The 18,571-nt window shown below is 54.3% G+C and carries 19 protein-coding genes; 11 read left to right on the forward strand and 8 right to left on the reverse strand.

Annotated elements, in window-relative coordinates; translation table 11 throughout:
- The first annotated feature begins 372 nt into the window (after positions 1-372).
- Positions 373-1,941, forward strand: coding sequence for a TerC family protein (locus tag C1N58_RS06630; RefSeq protein ID WP_039343074.1), 1,569 nt, complete (start codon positions 373-375; stop codon positions 1,939-1,941).
- Positions 1,942-2,003: 62 nt separating this feature from the next.
- Here the strand turns inward: C1N58_RS06630 and C1N58_RS06635 are convergent, their stop codons facing one another.
- From C1N58_RS06635 to pabB, 4 genes are all read right to left on the reverse strand, one after another.
- The gene (locus C1N58_RS06635) at positions 2,004-3,566 is read right to left on the reverse strand and encodes an EAL domain-containing protein (protein ID WP_033741915.1); all 1,563 of its coding nucleotides are present in this window, start codon (positions 3,564-3,566) and stop codon (positions 2,004-2,006) included.
- Positions 3,567-3,782: 216 nt separating this feature from the next.
- On the reverse strand, positions 3,783-5,147 hold the full coding sequence (locus C1N58_RS06640) for an L-serine ammonia-lyase (protein ID WP_033741913.1): 1,365 nt from the start codon (positions 5,145-5,147) through the stop codon (positions 3,783-3,785).
- A 185-nt stretch (positions 5,148-5,332) separates the two neighbouring features.
- Entirely contained in the window at positions 5,333-5,896 is a 564-nt protein-coding gene (locus C1N58_RS06645) for a CoA pyrophosphatase (protein ID WP_006119458.1), read from the reverse strand.
- Positions 5,897-7,255, reverse strand: a complete 1,359-nt coding sequence (gene pabB, locus C1N58_RS06650; protein WP_033741911.1) for an aminodeoxychorismate synthase component 1 — start codon at positions 7,253-7,255, stop codon at positions 5,897-5,899.
- A 108-nt stretch (positions 7,256-7,363) separates the two neighbouring features.
- Between pabB and C1N58_RS06655 the strand changes: the two genes are divergently transcribed.
- A complete protein-coding gene (locus C1N58_RS06655) occupies positions 7,364-7,546 on the forward strand; it encodes a YoaH family protein (protein ID WP_006119456.1) in 183 nt (60 codons plus the stop codon).
- Positions 7,547-7,562: 16 nt separating this feature from the next.
- Here C1N58_RS06655 and C1N58_RS06660 read toward each other — a convergent pair whose 3' ends face one another.
- Complete coding sequence (locus tag C1N58_RS06660) at positions 7,563-7,907, reverse strand: RidA family protein (protein ID WP_006119454.1); 345 nt, start codon at positions 7,905-7,907, stop codon at positions 7,563-7,565.
- A 151-nt stretch (positions 7,908-8,058) separates the two neighbouring features.
- On the opposite strand from C1N58_RS06660, the gene C1N58_RS06665 reads away from it, so the two are divergent.
- The 6 genes from C1N58_RS06665 to rnd all read left to right on the forward strand — a co-directional run bounded on the left by C1N58_RS06665 (position 8,059) and on the right by rnd (position 14,781).
- Positions 8,059-8,226 carry a hypothetical protein gene (locus C1N58_RS06665; protein WP_006119453.1) on the forward strand — a complete coding sequence of 56 codons (168 nt, stop codon included), beginning with the start codon at positions 8,059-8,061 and terminating at the stop codon, positions 8,224-8,226.
- A gap of 143 nt (positions 8,227-8,369) precedes the next feature.
- Positions 8,370-10,280, forward strand: a complete 1,911-nt coding sequence (locus tag C1N58_RS06670; RefSeq protein WP_394550640.1) for an ATP-dependent DNA helicase — start codon at positions 8,370-8,372, stop codon at positions 10,278-10,280.
- A gap of 44 nt (positions 10,281-10,324) precedes the next feature.
- Positions 10,325-11,023, forward strand: a complete 699-nt coding sequence (gene tsaB / locus C1N58_RS06675; RefSeq protein ID WP_006119451.1) for a tRNA (adenosine(37)-N6)-threonylcarbamoyltransferase complex dimerization subunit type 1 TsaB — start codon at positions 10,325-10,327, stop codon at positions 11,021-11,023.
- Between the two features lie 60 nt (positions 11,024-11,083).
- Positions 11,084-11,677 carry a Slp family lipoprotein gene (locus C1N58_RS06680; RefSeq protein WP_394564719.1) on the forward strand — a complete coding sequence of 198 codons (594 nt, stop codon included), beginning with the start codon at positions 11,084-11,086 and terminating at the stop codon, positions 11,675-11,677.
- 206 nt (positions 11,678-11,883) lie between these two features.
- Positions 11,884-13,560 (forward strand): long-chain-fatty-acid--CoA ligase FadD, encoded by a 1,677-nt coding sequence (gene fadD, locus C1N58_RS06685; RefSeq protein WP_152999658.1) that lies wholly within the window; start codon positions 11,884-11,886, stop codon positions 13,558-13,560.
- Positions 13,561-13,659: 99 nt separating this feature from the next.
- Positions 13,660-14,781 (forward strand): ribonuclease D, encoded by a 1,122-nt coding sequence (gene rnd / locus C1N58_RS06690; protein ID WP_033741901.1) that lies wholly within the window; start codon positions 13,660-13,662, stop codon positions 14,779-14,781.
- 48 nt (positions 14,782-14,829) lie between these two features.
- Here rnd and minE read toward each other — a convergent pair whose 3' ends face one another.
- From minE to minC, 3 genes are read right to left on the reverse strand one after another with little or no spacing between them, the layout of a single operon-like run.
- On the reverse strand, positions 14,830-15,099 hold the full coding sequence (gene minE, locus C1N58_RS06695) for a cell division topological specificity factor MinE (RefSeq protein ID WP_006119446.1): 270 nt from the start codon (positions 15,097-15,099) through the stop codon (positions 14,830-14,832).
- 3 nt (positions 15,100-15,102) lie between these two features.
- On the reverse strand, positions 15,103-15,915 hold the full coding sequence (gene minD, locus C1N58_RS06700; protein ID WP_006119445.1) for a septum site-determining protein MinD: 813 nt from the start codon (positions 15,913-15,915) through the stop codon (positions 15,103-15,105).
- Positions 15,916-15,948: 33 nt separating this feature from the next.
- Positions 15,949-16,647, reverse strand: a complete 699-nt coding sequence (gene minC / locus C1N58_RS06705) for a septum site-determining protein MinC (protein WP_394564720.1) — start codon at positions 16,645-16,647, stop codon at positions 15,949-15,951.
- A 154-nt stretch (positions 16,648-16,801) separates the two neighbouring features.
- Between minC and C1N58_RS06710 the strand changes: the two genes are divergently transcribed.
- The 3 genes from C1N58_RS06710 (at position 16,802) to C1N58_RS06720 (ending at position 18,542) form a co-directional block, all read left to right on the forward strand.
- A complete protein-coding gene (locus C1N58_RS06710; protein ID WP_006119443.1) occupies positions 16,802-17,077 on the forward strand; it encodes a YcgL domain-containing protein in 276 nt (91 codons plus the stop codon).
- Between the two features lie 295 nt (positions 17,078-17,372).
- On the forward strand, positions 17,373-18,032 hold the full coding sequence (locus C1N58_RS06715; RefSeq protein ID WP_394564721.1) for a fumarylacetoacetate hydrolase family protein: 660 nt from the start codon (positions 17,373-17,375) through the stop codon (positions 18,030-18,032).
- Between the two features lie 63 nt (positions 18,033-18,095).
- Entirely contained in the window at positions 18,096-18,542 is a 447-nt protein-coding gene (locus tag C1N58_RS06720) for a YcgN family cysteine cluster protein (protein WP_033741898.1), read from the forward strand.
- Positions 18,543-18,571: the final 29 nt, after the last annotated feature.

Here is an 18,571-nt window from a genome sequence, read left to right on the forward strand (position 1 = left end):
CGTGCATGCCGGATTTATTTTAGTGACCGAAAAAATAAATTTTGTGATGTCGGTTGGCTATTTACAGCATAAAAGCGTGAAATTACGTTTTTATGGCGCATAAACGAAGTGATGACAGAATGTAAAAATAAGAAAATTTTTTGACCTTGTTGACCGAACTGATACATTAGCGATCTGTTAATTATTCAGGAGTAATGGGCTTCAGCCCACCCTTATGGACCGTCACCGACGTTGCTTAACCTTGTCTTTGCGCTCCTCAGCGCGTCAATTTACGCCAGACCGCGTTTTCTTTGCTTTTACACCTTGCTCACCGTCACGTCGTCAGACGCTGGTACGTTTTAGCGTAATCACATCCTTTTTCAGGAGTCACTAATGGAATTTCTGTTCGACCCCTCAATCTGGGCGGGATTGCTCACGCTCATCGTGCTCGAGATTGTGCTCGGCATTGATAACCTGGTATTTATTGCCATCCTGGCCGATAAGTTACCGCCGAAGCAGCGCGATAAAGCGCGTTTGATTGGCCTCTCGCTGGCGCTGATTATGCGTCTGGGCCTGCTGTCGCTGATCTCCTGGATGGTCACACTGACGCGGCCGCTGTTTAGCGTGGGCGGGTTTAGTTTCGCCGGACGCGATCTTATTTTGCTGGCGGGCGGTATCTTCCTGCTCTTTAAAGCCACGATGGAACTGCATGAGCGGCTGGAAAACCGTCAGCTGGAAAACAGCGGCAACCGCAGCTATGCCAGCTTCTGGGCCGTTGTGGCACAGATCGTCATACTTGATGCGGTCTTCTCACTGGATGCGGTGATTACGGCCGTGGGGATGGTGAATAACCTGCCGGTCATGATGACGGCGGTGGTGATCGCCATGATTGTGATGTTGCTGGCCTCTAAACCGTTAACAAAATTTGTTAACGCCCATCCTACGGTCGTTGTCCTGTGTCTCAGTTTCCTGCTAATGATCGGTCTGTCGCTGGTGGCGGAAGGGTTTGGCTTCCATATTCCTAAAGGCTATCTGTATGCGGCGATTGGTTTCTCGATCCTGATCGAGCTGTTTAACCAGATTGCGCGTCGCAACTTTCTTCGCCATCAGTCGCATCGTCCTATGCGTGAGCGTACCGCTGAGGCCATTTTGCGCCTGATGGGGGGCCGCAACCGCGTACAGACGGCCCCGGCCAGCACTGAAGAGCAGGCGATAGCCGTCGCGATCCCACAGGAAGCCTTTAAGGATGAAGAGCGCTATATGATTAACGGCGTACTGACGCTGGCTTCCCGTTCAATTCGCAGCATCATGACGCCGCGTGGCGATATCTCCTGGGTGGATGCCAGTCGTCCGGTAGACGAGATTCGTATCCAGTTGCTGGACACACCGCACAGCCTGTTCCCGGTCTGTCGGGGAGAACTGGACGAGATTATCGGCGTTGTCAGGGCCAAAGAGCTGCTGGTCGCACTGGATCATGGTGTGGATGTTGCCACCTTTGCGGCAAACACGCCGATTATCGTGGTGCCGGAAACGCTCGATCCGATTAACCTGCTGGGCGTACTGCGTCGTGCCAAAGGGAGCTTTGTGATCGTCACCAACGAGTTTGGTGTGGTACAGGGCCTGATTACCCCGCTGGATGTGCTGGAAGCGATAGCAGGTGAATTCCCGGATGAAGACGAAACGCCGGATATCATCATGGACGGCGACGGCTGGTTAGTGAAGGGGGGAACCGATCTCCACTCGCTCCAGCAGCTGCTTGATTTTCATGAGCTGGTGAAACCGGACGACGATCATGCGTCACTGGCAGGGTTGCTGATTGCTCAGAAAGGACAATTACCGAAGCCGGGTGACGTCATTGATATCGCGCCGCTTCACTTCCAAATTATTGAAGCGACAGAATACCGCATTGATCTGGTTCGTGTGACGCGCGATCCGCAGCATGACGAGGACGAAGAAGGTTAACCTCCCCGGAAAACGCAAAACGCATCACACTGTGATGCGTTTTTTTTACCCCAGGCATGGCACTACAGGTCGCTGGTCAGTTGATGTTGCCGTAGCCACGCGGGGAAATCCTCCAGCGGCATGGGGCGGGCAAAATAGTAGCCCTGCAGGTGATCCACGCCGCGGTCGCGCAGATAGTCAGCCTGCTCCGGGGTTTCCACGCCTTCCGCCACCAGGCTGATATTCAGCCGTTGCGCCAGTGAGATCACCATATCCGTTACGGTCGCGTTAATCGCATCCGTGCCAATCGAGGCGGTGAAGATTTTATCCAGCTTCAGCACGTCCGGTTGCAGGTCCTTCAGGTAAGACAGTGAACTGTGGCCTGTGCCAAAATCATCAATTGCCAGCCGTACGCCAATCTCATGCAGTTGTGAAATGACCGTTTGATCGACCACCGGCAGCGCATCACGTTCGGTAAGCTCGACGACCAGCTTTGGCACCGGATTGGCAGGCCACCAGATAGTTTGCAGATCTTCCAGAATGGCGCGGTCACGAAAATGACTGGCGGCGACGTTCACAGCAATGTGAAAATCCGGGCTGTGAGGCAGATCCGGCAAGGCTTCGACAACGCGATTTAACACGAAACGGGTTAAAGGTTTAATCAGATTCTGGCGCTCAGTCAGCGGAATAAACACATCGGGCGGGATCCAGCCCTGGCGCGGGTTATGCCAGCGCAGCAGGATTTCAATGCCGTCACACTGACCGTTTCGGGCATTGATGAGCGGCTGGCAGTAAACAATAAACTCCCTGGCGGTGATGCCATAGCTGATTTGCCAGCTCAGACTCATGCGGTTGGCGGTTGCCAGCCACATGACATAGCCTATTAACAAACTCAGCATTAGCGCCAGCGGCAACTGAGAAGGCAACGAGGCCAGTGCCAGACGGGATGGGGAAGGGCCATAAAGCGTTACCGTGTAGGGATAACGCAGTGACGCTTCATTATAGGTGACTTCATCTTCCGAAGGGACCGCCGACTCAATAAGCGGATTGCCGTATTCCAGGCTCTTGCCGTTAACGTTAAAGATGGCGCGTTCCACCCAGGGCGACTGCGGTTCCAGCAGATAACTGCTCATCAGTTCAATGTTGATGGCCTGCAGGATGCCTGAGCGGTTATCCAGCGTTGTTGGCGTCCAGAGTAATAAGACCGGCGAACCTTTAAGCAGATAGTCATCTGTAGACAGGATCATGCGCTTATCGTTAAGCGCCAGTTCAGGGTAGGTCTGACTAAAGGTGATATCCCGTGAGCCGAAAATACTGGAGCAGTACAGTAAGTCATCGTTCACCAGCAGAATCGCCCGCACGGTTTGTAAGGACGCAATCTTTTCGATTAAGGGAAAACGCGCGTCCTCACAGGGCATGCCCACTAAACCCAGCGTGTTATTGGCTGCCACATCCAGCGGAGAAAACATGCGATCAAAACGCGTAATCGCGTTATCGGCAAAGCTAATTGCACGCTGCTGAATCCGTGATTTTTCTTCGAAATAGCGCAAAGCCAGCGTTAACGTAAGAACAATAGAAGCAATCACCACAGCAATAAGCAAACGCTTACGTCTGTACTGTCCAACATATTGCTGGGCCATAAACATCAAGAATCACCTTCCCAAAACCAGAAAAATAGATATAGCTGGGTTGTTATCGGCACGGCCTGGAGCAAATTTAGGACCGGTGCGTAAAATGAAAGGCTGTGAAGAACGCGCTAAAGCGACTGTCGGGTCGCTTTAGCGTTGTTAATATTTATATCAGGCAGGACTTGCTAATGCACTGTTTAACGGGCGTAATTTAAAAATAAACAGACTGAATGATTAGTCACATTGAACTTTTATCGCCAGTCCGCCCCGGGATGTCTCGCGGTATTTCGCGTTCATGTCTTTGCCGGTCTCGTACATGGTTTCAATGACCTTATCCAGTGAGACGCGCGGTTCGCTGGTACGGCGCAGGGCCATACGTGCCGCGTTGATCGCTTTCACCGAGGCGATTGCGTTACGTTCAATACAGGGCACCTGAACCTGGCCGGCAACCGGATCGCAGGTCAAACCCAGATTATGTTCCATCCCGATTTCGGCGGCCACGCACACCTGCTCAGGGCTGGCGCCCAGCAGTTCGGCCAGACCTGCCGCAGCCATTGAGCAGGCAACGCCGACTTCCCCCTGACAACCGACCTCCGCGCCGGAAATAGAGGCATTCATTTTATACAAAATGCCAATGGCACCGGAGGCGAGGAAATAGCGAATAAAAATGTCGGGCGTGACGGGTTCAATGAAGTGATCATAGTAAGCCAGGACGGCGGGGACGATACCGCAGGCTCCGTTGGTCGGTGCGGTCACCACCCGACCGCCCGCCGCGTTCTCTTCATTAACCGCCAACGCAAACATGTTGATCCAGTCAATCACCACCATCGGATCGTTAGAGTGTTTGGCTGAGGAGATCAGCAAACGCCGCAGTGACGCCGCCCGGCGCGGTACCCGTAACGGCCCGGGCAGCACACCTTCGGTATTCAGACCACGGTCAATACAGGCCTGCATGGTTTGCCAGATGGTCGCAAAATATGCATTGATCTCTTCACGTGAGTGCAGTGCCAGCTCGTTTTTCATCACCAGCCCGGACAGGGAAAGTCCGGTCTCGCGACAGTGGGCCAGCAGTTCTTTGGCCGAGTGGAAGGGCCAGGGTACCGTGACTTCGTCCAGGGCCGACTGACCAAAATGCTCTTCATCGACAATAAAGCCGCCGCCGACAGAGTAATAGGTTTTAGACAGCACCAGCAGGTCGCCGGAGAACGCCAGCAGGCGCAGGCCATTTTCGTGCAGGGAGAGATTTTCGCTGCGGAACACCATACCGCCTTCACGCGGAAAATCGACTTCATGCGCGCCTTTGGCAAGGGGCAGGCGTTCACGTTGTTGCACATCCTTAATAAACGCGGGGATGGCGTCGATATCGACGCTGTCAGGCGATTCGCCGGCTAAGCCCATAATAATCGCTATATCCGTATGGTGACCTTTACCGGTCAGCGACAGGGAACCATAGACATCGACCGCAATGCGTGTCACCTCATGCAGCTTGCCTTGTTCAGACAACAACTCCACAAACTGTTTACCCGCTTTCATCGGACCGACCGTATGAGAGCTGGATGGGCCGATGCCCACTTTAAACATGTCAAAAACCGAAATCATGGGTGACACTCCTCACAAAAACTTGCAGACTGCCGTGGCAGTTAATGGCGCTAATAGTAAACGGCGAGGCAGGGTAAACGTGCTGCTTTTCGCATGAAATAAACTAATTAACTCCACCAGAAAAAATTATAGTGTGACATGGCGCAAAAGGCTGAATTCAGGCGCAGAAATGGGCTCGCCCTCAACTAAAATGCAATTTGCTGGCTCAGGGCACGAATAATGCCTGCTGTCATTCCCCACACCAGATAGCCCTGATAATGGGAAAGCCACACCGGGTGGCGAATGCCGGCACGATAATAGTCAAGTTCGGCGTAGCGGCTAAGACGAAGCGCTTCGGTCAGGGGCATTTCGAAGGCGCTCTGAACCTCGTCAGGATTAAGGCGCAATTCGAGGGTTGCAGGCACAATGCCGACCACCGGTGTGACCTGAAAACCTGTGCTGCTGGTCACCGGAGGCAGGCAGCCGAGCACCTCAACCCGATCGGGTGCGATGCCCACTTCCTCCTGCGCTTCTCGCAGCGCTGTCGCCACCAGTGAGCTGTCGTCGTGATCCTGCATCCCGCCGGGAAAGGCCACCTGACCGGCATGTTTACGTAAGGCGTGCGAACGTTGCGTCAGCAGCAAGCCGGGCTGTTGACGGGCAACGACGGGGATTAACACAGCGGCATGTCGCCCCGACAGCGGCTGGGCGTTATGCAGCGGCTGCTGCAGGAGAAAACGGGTGCGAAAATCAGCCAGCGTCAGCGCCATTCAGGCTCCTTTTTCCAGTGCAGGCAGAATGCGACTGACCTTATCCAGCGTTTCCTGATATTCCGAGGCCATATCACTGTCGGCGACCAGGCCGCCGCCCGCAGCGCAGTAAAGATGCTGACGCTCAGCAATCAGCGTACGAATGGTGATGCTGGTATCCATTCTGCCGCAGACACTGAGATAACCAATGCTGCCGCACCAGGCATTGCGGCGGTGAGGCTCCAGTTCATCAATGATCGCCATGGCGCGAATTTTAGGCGCACCGGTAATCGAGCCGCCGGGAAAACAGGCACGCAGCAGATCGCAGGCATGAAGATGATCCGGCAACGTGGCCTGAATAGTGCTGACCAGATGATGGACTGCCGGGAACGGCTCGACCACAAACAGTTCGGGCACGTGCACGGAGCCCGCGACGGCGACCCGACCGATATCGTTGCGCAGCAGGTCGACTATCATCAGGTTTTCTGCGCGGTCCTTCGCCGCCGTGCGCAGACTTTCAGCCTGGGCCGCATCCGCCTCAGGATCGGCCGCACGCGGACGCGTACCCTTGATGGGACGGGTGGTGATAACCTGCTGATCCAGTGCCAGGAAGCGCTCGGGAGACAGGCTCAGAATGGCGCTGTCGGGCAGGCGCAAAAATGCACTGAACGGGGCGCGATTGGCCTGGTTGAGCATACAAAATGCCCGCCATTCATCCCCCTGATAGCTGGCGCTGAAGCGCTGTGCCAGATTGACCTGATAGCAGTCACCGGCCTGAATATAGGCCTGTACCTTATTAAAACGTTCCGCGTAGTCGTCTATGCTGAGGTTTGACCGCCAGTCACTGGTAAGGGAAAACGCCGCCGCGTCACGTTCGGGCCAGTTTTCCAGCCAGGCAAGGCGCGAGGCGATATCGTCCAGGGCGACCAGGGTGAGTTTACCGAGGTGATGGTCGGCAATCAGTGCCCAGTTATAGATGCCCACGGCCATGTCTGCCGTAGTCAGATCGTGAAGGGCGGTATCGGGCAGCGTTTCAAAGCGTCGCCCCAGATCATAGCCAAACAGTCCCAGCGCTCCGCCCTGAAAGGGCAAATCGGGATGACGCGGTGGCTTAGCGCCCAGCGCATCACACTGCTGTTGTAATAAGGAGAGCGGATCGTCAGTATGCGTTTCAACGCGATCGCCCTGCTGAATTTCTGTTATGCTGCCACGGGTTGTCAGGGTGGTAAGCGGGTCCGCCGTCAAAATATCAAAACGGTTATCACTGTGACTGGCCTGGCCGGACGAAAGCAGCATCGCCCAGGGTAAATGCGCAATGCGCGAAAAATAGTGGGTGATGGCGTCGGGCGAATAACACAGGTTATGAGTTTGAACGATCATTGAGCACGAAATTTGACATCAGTAAGGCCGTTAGACTGACATATTTTTCCCTGACTGGCACCTGTTTGTTCCCCATGAAATAATGACAGCCCTTAACAGGAGAAAATGATGATGACAGGATTACCCGCACTCTCACACGATCAGCAGCAGCGCGCCGTAGAGCGCATTCAACAGTTAATGGCCGAAGGGATGTCCAGCGGTGAAGCGATTACCGTTGTGGCACAGGAGATACGTGAAAGCCATACAGGTGAAATGATCCGGGCGCGCTTCGAAGAGGACGATGAAGGCTGACGCCCGGGGCTCGGGATCAGCGGGCCGCGATAATTTTTATTTCAACTTTATACTTCGGATTCATCAACCCGGCCTGGACCGTACAGCGAACCGGGGCGTTATCGGGGGAAACCCACGCATCCCAGGCGCGATTCATCGCGGCGAAATCCGCCTTGTCGACCAGAAAAATGGTAGCGTCAAGGATTTTGCTTTTGTCGCTGCCTACGCGCGTCAGCAGGGCATCGATCACCGCTAACGCATTAGCCGTTTGCGCCTCGGCATCAGCGTCGAGGTTTTCGGGCACACTGGTGTAATAAATGGTGTCGTTATGAATAACGGCTTCGGACATACGGTGTTCGGGATCAACGCGCGTAATGCTCATTTTCTTCTCCTGATTTTCTGAACGCCTAGCCTGACATATTCCCGGTACGATTGTCATCCCTTGCAGAAGACGGTCGCCGTCAGTCGCGCAACCGTCAGCGAAAAGTGGTATAAAGCGTCGCTTACTTGTTCAGAACAATCAGGATTAACGCATGGCCAATACGCACTATCTCTTTTGGGTAATGTTCGGGGCACTGACGCTGCTGTTTATTGTGATCGCCACGTTTGTCGGTATGTCGCGTACCGCAAAACACGGTTTTTTTACGCTTGTCGTCCTGATGGCGATACTGGTTGCGGGTGCGCTCTACATCAGCCCGTGACGATAACGGGCGGCCTGGCCCGTCAGACTGACTGAACGCATCCGGTCAGCAGACTTCATGCAGAATGCTGCCGTTTGTGATTTCCTTCAGGGCTGCAATGCTGACATAATATACAGTGTTTTCGGCCGTAATTGAGAGGGTACGTGGCAGACGATTTTGCAATTGATGGCGCGCTGGCAAAAGGCATTGCGGGCTTTAAACCGCGTGAGGCCCAGCGTGAAATGGCGCAGGCGGTCACCGAGGCGGTACAGAATCAAGGTGAGCTGGTCGTCGAAGCGGGGACCGGCACCGGTAAAACCTATGCTTATCTTGCCCCGGCGCTGCGGGCGAAGAAAAAGGTGATCGTGTCAACGGGCTCAAAAGCCCTGCAGGATCAGCTCTACGCGCGCGATCTTCCCACCATTGCGAAAGCGCTTACGTTTACCGGTAAAACTGCGCTGCTTAAAGGCCGGTCCAACTATCTGTGCCTGGAGCGTATGGAGCAGCAGTCCGCGACCGGGGGCGATATGAGCGTTCAGGCTCTCACGGATTTTGTCACGCTCCGCAGCTGGGCCTCGCAAACCCCGGATGGCGATATCAGCACTTGTGCCGGCGTCACCGAAGACAGTCCGCTCTGGCCGCTGGTTACCAGCACCAACGACAACTGTCTGGGCAGCGACTGCCCCCTTTATAAAGACTGTTTCGTCGTTAAAGCACGTAAAAAAGCGATGGACGCCGATGTCGTCGTGGTCAACCACCATCTTTTCCTGGCCGATCTGGTGGTAAAAGAGGGCGGATTCGGGGAACTGATCCCTGAAGCGGACGTCATGATTTTTGATGAAGCGCACCAACTGCCGGATATCGCCAGTCAGTATTTTGGTCAGCAACTGTCGAGTCGTCAGTTAGCCGATCTCGCCAAAGACATCATTATCGCCTACCGCACGGAAGTGCGGGACGTTCATCAGTTGCAAAAATCCGCTGACCGTCTGGCCCAGTGTGCCCAGGACTTTCGCCTGACGCTGGGAGAACCGGGCTACCGCGGCAACCTGCGCGACCTCCTCAGCGATAACAACATCATGCGCATGTTTACGCTGCTGGATGATGCGCTGGAACTCTGTTACGACGTGATCAAACTTTCGCTTGGACGTTCTGCCCTGCTGGATGCGGCCTTTGAGCGCGCGGCGCTCTATCGCACGCGACTGAAACGGATTCGTGCCATCAGCGAACCGGGCTTTAGCTACTGGTATGAATGTACATCGCGTCACTTTGTGCTGGCGCTGACGCCTTTATCGGTTGCCGAACGTTTCCGCGAGGTCATGGATAACCGTAAAGCGGCCTGGATTTTTACCTCTGCCACCCTGGCTGTAGATGAAAAGATGGATCACTTTGCCGAGCGACTGGGCGTCAGTCAGGCAAAAAACCTGATTCTCAACAGCCCGTTTGACTATGCGCGGCAGGCGCTGCTGTGTGTGCCACGCAATCTGCCTGAGCCCAATCGCCCCGGTGGCGCGCGTCAGCTGGCAAAAATGATGAAGCCGCTGATCGAGGCGAACAAAGGCCGCTGCTTCTTTTTATGCACTTCTCATCTGATGATGCGTGAGCTGGCCGCCGAGTTCCGGGCCTCCATGACATTGCCGGTGCTGGTGCAGGGCGAAACCAGCAAAGGACAGTTGCTCAAAGAGTTTATCGATAAAGGGAATGCTTTGCTGGTGGCGACCAGCAGCTTCTGGGAAGGCGTGGATGTGCGGGGAGATGCGCTGTCGCTGGTCATTATCGATAAGCTGCCGTTTACGTCGCCAGAGGACCCGCTGCTTAAGGCCCGGATGGAAGATTGCCGCATCCGCGGCGGCGATCCCTTCAGCGATGTGCAACTGCCGGATGCCGTGATTACGCTAAAACAGGGCGTGGGCCGGTTGATTCGTGATACGGACGACCGCGGCGTTCTGGTCATCTGCGACCAGCGGCTGGTGTCACGGCCCTACGGTGCACTTTTTCTGAGCAGTCTGCCGCCCACACCACGCACGCGTGATCTTGCGCAAGCTATTGCCTTTATTCATCAGCAACCTGGCGCGTAATTGTGTGCTAAGATGCGCGCCGTTTTGAATCTTCAGAGGTTGATATGTCGGTCCGAATTTTAGCGCTGGATACAGCGACAGAAGCCTGTTCTGCGGCATTGCTTAACGGGCAAGAGAGTGACGCACGTTTTGAAATTGCGCCGCGCGATCACACACAGCGCATTTTGCCGCTGGTCGCCGAGCTGCTGCAGGCTCAGCAACTGGAACTCACCGAACTCGATGTGCTGGCCTTTGGTCGCGGGCCCGGCAGTTTTACGGGTGTGCGTATCGGGATTGGTATTGCCCAGGGGCTGGCACTCGGCGCGGCGTTACCGATGGCGGGTATTTCCACCCTGGCCACGCTGGCGCAGGGCGCCTGGCGTCAGCACGGTGCCTGTCGGGTACTCACCGCGATTGATGCGCGCATGGGTGAAGTGTACTGGGCAGAATATCAGCGCGATGAGGACGGTATCTGGCAAGGTGAAGCAACGGAAAGCGTGCTTACGCCCGAGGCCGCGTTGGAGCGCATGCAGGCGCTGAGCGGGGAGTGGTATACCGCCGGTACCGGATGGCAGGCCTGGCCGGTACTGCAGCAGGGCCATGCACTCCAGCTCAAAGACAGCGGCGTTTTGCTGCCAGCGGCTGAGGACATGTTGCCCCTGGCGGCGCGCGCCTTAGCACAGGGGCAAACCGTGTTGCCCGAACAGGCTGAGCCAACCTATCTGCGTAATGAAGTGGCATGGAAAAAACTGCCGGGCCGCTGACAGGCAACGCAACTTATTGTTATCGGGGCACTCTAAACATCAACCTTCAGGAGAATGTCTATGTCAATGTGTCGTAGAGGCGTTGCCGGTGTGATGTTGGTCTGCGCCCTGATGTTAAGTGGTTGTGTTTCCGTACCGGATACGATTAAAGGTCACTCAGCGTTGCCCCAGCAGGATTTACTGCGGGTGATGAGCAATCCGGCCCTCTATGTCGGCCAGGAGTCGCGTTTTGGCGGTAAAGTGGTCAACGTAATTAACCGCAATGGCAAAACCCGGCTGGAAATTGCGACCCAGCCGCTGGATGACGGTGCGCGCCCGGTGCTGGGGGCCAGCTCGGTAGGGCGTATCTATGCCGACATTCCCGGTTTTGTTGACCCGACGGATGTCAAAGACCAGTACGTCACCGTTCTCGGCACGATTAAGGGAACGGAGCCCGGTAAAATCGGCGAAGCAAACTACTCGTTTGTGGTCGTTGACGTTCGGGGTTACCAGCGCTGGCATTTGACCCGTCAGGTCGTGTCACCGCCAGAGCCTCTCGATCCCTGGATCTGGTATGGCCCCACGCGCCATCGTGGTGGTTACTGGGGTCCGAATCCTTACTGGGGCATGTACAACCCCGGTCCGGCTCAGGTCGAGACCATCCTCACGCAATAGTGTGACATCCGTTTTGAACAGGCCCGGTCGCGGTGCTCGCAACCGGGCTTTTTATTTGCATCATTAACCAACACGAAATTTAGTGATGGGCTTCGCAACCTCAACATGCCAATAAGAGCAAACTGGTACAATCAGTTAAAATATTGTTAACAAATACGATTGTTGAGGCGGCGATGAGTACACAACAAGATTATCGGGGTGAATCCTTGAATAAGGTTTGGCTGAAACGCTACCCGGCAGACGTCCCTGCCGAAATTAATGCTGATCGTTATACGTCTCTGGTCGATTTATTTGAGCAGGCTGTCGTGCGTTATGCCGGACAGCCCGCATTTTACAACATGGGTCAAAAAATGACCTACCGCCAACTGGACGAGAAAAGCCGGGCGTTTGCGGCATATTTGCAACACGAACTCAGGTTACAACCGGGCGCGCGCGTCGCACTCATGATGCCGAACCTGCTGCAATATCCGGTCGCGCTGTTTGGTGTGCTCCGGGCCGGCATGGTCGTGGTTAACGTCAATCCGCTTTATACCCCGCGTGAACTGAAGCATCAGCTAAATGACAGCGGTGCCAGTGCGATCGTCATCGTGTCGAACTTTGCACATACGCTGGAAAAAGTCGTCGCTGAGACGGCGGTCAAACATGTGGTGCTGACCCGGATGGGGGATCAACTGGCACCGGTAAAAGCCACGCTGGTGAATTTTGTGGTGAAGTATGTGAAGCGGCTGGTGCCCAAGTATCATTTGCCGGGGGCGATATCGTTTCGCCATGTGCTGGAAACGGGCGCGTCAATGCCGTATCGACGTCCACAGGTCAGTAATGATGATTTGGCATTCCTGCAATACACGGGCGGGACGACCGGCGTCGCGAAAGGTGCGATGCTGACGCACCGAAACATGCAGGCAAACCTTGAGCAGACCAAGGCGACGTATGGCAAGTTACTCCGCGACGGCAAAGAGTGCGTCGTGACGGCCTTGCCGCTCTACCATATCTTTGCGCTGACCGTGAACGGCTTGCTGTTCGTGGAACTGGGTGGGCAAAACGTATTGATCACCAATCCGCGCGACATTCCCGCTTTTGTGAAAGAAATGGCGAAGTATCCTTTCACGGCGATAACCGGCGTGAACACGCTGTTCAATGCCTTACTCAACGACGATAATTTTAACAAACTTGACTTCTCGACGTTACGTCTGTCCGCGGGCGGGGGGATGGCGGTGCAAAAAGCAGTGGCGGAACGTTGGGAAAAACTGACCGGGCACTATCTGCTGGAAGGCTATGGGCTGACAGAATGTTCCCCACTGGTGTCGGTTAATCCCTACGACATTAACTGCCACACCGGCAGTATTGGTTTGCCGGTTCCCTCAACGGATGTCATTATTCTGGATGAAAACGGTAATGAAGTCCCCACTGGTGAGCCCGGCGAATTATGCATTCGTGGGCCGCAGGTAATGTTGGGTTACTGGCAGCATCCGGAGGCCACGGCAGAGGTCCTGAAAAATGGCTGGCTCCACAGCGGCGATATTGTTACCGTTGATCACGAAGGATTTATCCGCATCGTTGACCGCAAAAAGGATATGATTCTGGTTTCGGGCTTCAACGTCTATCCTAATGAGATAGAAGATGTCCTGATGCAGCATCCGAAAGTGCGTGAAGCGGCAGCCATTGGTGTGCCGAGTGAGTTGTCCGGTGAAGCGGTGAAGGTTTGTGTGGTCAAGAAAGATCAGTCGCTGACCAAAGAAGAGCTGCTGGACCATTGTCGCCGTCAACTGACAGGCTACAAAGTGCCCAGGATTGTTGAGTTTCGTGATGAACTGCCTAAAACGAATGTAGGAAAAATTCTGCGTCGTGAACTGCGCGACGAGGTGAAAACCAGCGCAAGCTGATTCGCCGTCAGGATTCAGGTTGAACGCCGGCACTGTCCGGCGTTTTTATTGCTTTTAACATGGAGCACCGCACGTTGTCAGCTGCGGTGGAAACTGAACGTGAACTATTCTCTGATCGATAACGATGATCACCTGGCCGAGGTGTGTCAAAAAGCACGCCAGCATACGGCTGTCGCCCTGGATACCGAATTTGTCCGTACCCGGACCTACTATCCTCAGCTGGGGTTAATCCAGCTGTTTGATGGCGAGCAGTTAGTCCTGATCGATCCGTTACCTGTCCGTGACTGGTCACCGTTTATTGCGCTCTTAACGGATACCCGCGTGACCAAATTTTTGCACGCCGGGGGGGAAGATCTGGAAGTGTTCCTGCACCGCTTTGGGGTACTGCCACAGCCCATGATCGATACACAGATTCTGGCGGCGTTCAGCGGTCAGCCACTTTCCTGGGGTTTTGCCTCAATGGTGGCGCATTTCACTCAGGTGGAATTAGACAAAAGTGAAGCCCGGACCGACTGGCTGGCCCGTCCGCTGACTGAGCGGCAGTGTCAGTACGCCGCAGCGGATGTGCATTACCTGCTGCCCATTGCGCATCAGCTGATGGCGCAGGTGGAGCAGGTGGGGAACGTGACGGCGGCACTGAGCGAATGTGAAAACCTGTGTCAGCGCCGTTTAGATGTGCTTGATCCCGAGGACGCATGGCGGGACATCACCAACGCCTGGCAACTGCGTCCGCGTCAACTGGCCGCGCTGCAGCGCCTGGCGGCATGGCGGCTTAACGTTGCCCGCGAAAAAGACATGGCGGTCAATTTTGTGGTGCGTGAAGAAAACCTGTGGAAAGTGGCGCGCTTTATGCCGGGCTCGCAAGGGGAGTTAGACCATCTGGGCCTGTCCGGCCACGAGATCCGTTTCCACGGCAGGGCAATGCTGGCGCGGGTTGCTGAAGCCGCCGCGCTGGAGGACAGTGCGTTACCGCCGCCGTTAGCGAATCTGGTGGATCACGTGCATTACAAACGGGCTTTTAAAGCGATTAAAGCACTGGTACAGCAGGTCAGTGAACAGAGCGGATTAAGCCAGGAACTGCTGGCATCACGTCGACAGATTAATCAGGTGTTGAGTCAGCACTGGGGATTAAAGCCACAGAACCGTGAGCCCGAACTGCTGGCAGGCTGGCGCGGTGCGCTTCTGAAACCCGGCATTAGCGAGATACTTGCCGAGATATAAAAAAATTCCCCTGCTACTGCGCAGGGGAATCTCAGGAAACCAGACGCGTCATTTCGTTACGTCTTCCGTTTCAGGTAAGGTGACGTTCAGTTCCAGAATCGAGATATCATCTCCTTTCTGATCAAGCTGAACCGTCACCATGTCCGGATCAATCTTCACGTACTTGCAAATCACGTCCAGAATGTCGCGCTTGAGTTGCGGAAGATAGTGGGGCTCACTGTCGCCCCTTCTCCGTTCTGCCACAATAATCTGCAGCCGTTCCTTGGCTATGTTGGCAGTGTTCTTCTTCCGGGATAAAAAGAAATCGAGTAATGCCATGGTTTATCCCCCGAACAGGCGTTTCAGGAAACCCTTCTTCTCTTCTTCAATAAAGCGGAAGGGGCGAACTTCACCGAGCAACCGTTCAACGGTATCGGCATAGGCTTTACCCGCATCGGACTCCGCGTCCAGAATCACGGGTTCACCCTGGTTTGAGGCACGCAGCACAGACTGGTCTTCCGGGATGACGCCGACCAGCGGTATGCGCAGAATTTCCAGCACATCTTCCATGCTCAGCATATCGCCACGGTTAACACGACCCGGGTTATAGCGGGTCAGCAGCAGATGCTCTTTAACCGGCTCCTGGCTGGTTTCCGCACGGCGTGATTTGGACGAAATGATACCGAGAATACGGTCAGAGTCGCGAACCGAAGAGACTTCCGGGTTAGTGGTGATGATGGCTTCATCGGCAAAATAGAGCGCCATTAACGCACCGGTTTCAATGCCCGCAGGGGAGTCACAAACAATGAAATCGAACTCCATCTCCGCAAGGTCATTCAGGACTTTCTCTACGCCTTCGCGGGTCAGCGCGTCTTTGTCACGGGTTTGTGAGGCAGGCAAAATATACAGCTGCTCAGTGCGCTTGTCGCGGATCAGGGCCTGATTCAGCGTGGCATCACCCTGAATAACATTCACGAAATCATAAACAACCCGGCGCTCGCAGCCCATGATCAAATCAAGGTTACGCAGGCCGATATCAAAGTCGATGACAACCGTTTTCTTGCCTTTCTGCGCTAAACCGGTGGCGATGGCCGCGCTTGACGTGGTCTTACCAACGCCCCCTTTACCGGATGTAACTACTATAATGCGTGCCATAAATATTGATTTCCTTAACGAAAGAAAAGGGGCCTAATTAAGTGTCTGGATAGTCAGCGCGCCATCCTGAAGGCAAAGCCGCGCTGCTTTAGCAAAATATTCTTCGGGGATCTGATCCATAATCCAGTACTCTCCGGCGATAGAAACCAACTCTGCGGACAGGTTGGTACAAAAAATCTGGCATTCTCTGTCGCCGCTGGCGCCTGCCAGCGCCCGACCACGCATCATGCCGTAAATATGGATATTGCCGTCAGCGACCAGTTCTGCACCGGCACTGACGCTACTGGTCACAATCAAATCCGCATTACGGGAATAGATTTGCTGGCCTGAACGGACCGGTGTATTGACGATGCGTGTCTTCGCGGCCAGAGGTTCCGCAGCAACCAGTTTGAGTTCAGGTTTTGGCTCCTCACGTTTCTGGCTCTCTTTCCCCTCTGCCAGCACCGGCAGACCGGCGCGGGCGATCAGCTTTTTCAACGCCTCGTCTTTGCAGCCACTGACACCGACAATACGCAGTCCCGTAGCGCTTACCGCCTGCAGCATCTGTTTCCAGTTTACGGCGGCATTGAGTGCCGCAACATTCAGCACCACTGGTGCGTTTTTCAGGAAATCGGGTGCCTGGTCAATTTTGTCCTGAAGCGCTTTGCGGATCACCTCTGGCTCATGGTGATGCAAATGAACAACAGACAAGGTAAAACTGCTTCCCTTAAATTCGATTGGCGATTGCGGCATCTGTCCCGACTCAGTCCTGTTTTACTACCCTGTGCTAAGCGATGATAAAAGCATCGTTAAAGCGCGATCGGCGAATATTCGAAGTACTGCAAGCATGTTATAGTTAGCGCTATATTCAAACAAGCCTCAGCGCGGGTTAATTCGAGTAAAAAATATGTTTTGTGTGATCTACAGAAGTCCCGTCCGTGACCAGACTTATCTTTATGTTGAAAAAAAAGACGATTTTTCGCGCGTGCCTGACGCGCTGTTGAAAGGCTTTGGTAAACCGCAATTGGCCATGGTGATTAACCTTGCCCAACGCGACAAGCTGGCCAACGCCGACATCAATAAAGTTAAGCAGGGGTTAAGCGAGCAGGGATATTATTTGCAAATTCCTCCGCCGATTGAAAGTTTGTTAAAAACCCATCTTGAGGCGGACAAAAAAGATTAACTCGGATTGTTCCGTTAATATTATTGATGTGCGGCAGTGAACGGCAAATTTATATTTTGCACCCGCGCTGAATATTAATTGTGCAGCGCCGCTGTTTTCCCCTTCCTGGTAACCTGCCGCACCGCGTTTTCCTGTACTGACGCACAAATAGCCTGGCGGGCAGGTTGACAATTCCTGCGCATCTGTCAGGTTAAATCATCGCAATGGCTACGCAGGGGAGCGCTGTGCGGTGCTGCCCTGTATGCTTTTAACCGTCGAAGACTGACCGTCCGGCATCATGAAACAGGGGATTAGCATGTATCAGCATCGTAACTGGCAAGGCGCTTTGTTAGATTATCCCGTCAGCAAAGTGGTTTGCGTGGGCAGCAACTATGCGAAACACATTAAAGAAATGGGCAGTGCGACGCCGACCGAACCGGTTATCTTTATTAAACCGGCTACGGCCTTGTGCGATCTGCGGCAGCCTTTATCCATTCCTGATGCCTTTGGTGAAGTGCATCATGAAGTCGAGCTGGCGGTGTTGATCGGCACCACGCTAAAACAGGCCAGCGAAGCGCACGTGGCGAAAGCCATTGCCGGTTATGGTGTGGCGCTGGATTTGACGCTGCGCGATCTGCAGGCGGGCTTAAAAAAAGCCGGACAACCCTGGGAAAAAGCAAAAGCGTTTGATAACGCCTGTCCGCTGTCAGGTTTCATACCGGTCGCGGAGTTTGCGGGCGATCCCCAGAATACCGATCTGAAGCTGGTGGTAAACGGGGAAGTCCGTCAGGATGGCAATACGTCAGATATGATTCACAAAATCCTGCCGCTGATTGCCCATATGAGTCAGTATTTTACGCTACATGCTGGCGACGTCATTTTGACCGGTACGCCAGAAGGGGTGGGCCCAATGCGGTCAGGCGACACGCTGGAAGTCTCCTTTGCCGGTCACGGAATCAGTACGCGCGTGCTGTAAAACTTGCATCAGCGTGCTGATCGCTTTATAAGGTGCGGTTTACGCTAAATCTGGACAATCATCATGACTGAAACCCCTTTCTGGCAACACAAACGCCTGGCACAAATGAGCGATGAGGAATGGGAATCCTTGTGTGATGGTTGTGGTCAGTGTTGTCTGAACAAACTTCAGGACGCGGACACGGATGAAATTTATTTCACCAATGTCGCCTGTAATCAGCTCAACATCAAAACCTGCCAGTGCCGTAACTATGCGCGTCGCTTTGAATATGAAGAAGACTGTATCAAGCTGACGCGCGAAAATCTGACCACCTTTGACTGGTTACCGCGCACCTGTGCCTACCGTTTACTGGGCGAGGGGAAGCCGCTGCCTGCCTGGCATCCGCTGCTGACGGGCTCAAAAAATGCGATGCATGCGCAGCGAATTTCTGTACGTTACATTGCAGTGCGGGAAAGTGAAGTGCGCGACTGGGAAGATCATATTATCGATCGCCCTGACCGGAATGGCTAAGTCCTGATGATAAAGGCTGCCCCTGGCAG

Source organism: Pantoea sp. SGAir0180 (assembly GCF_043546245.1).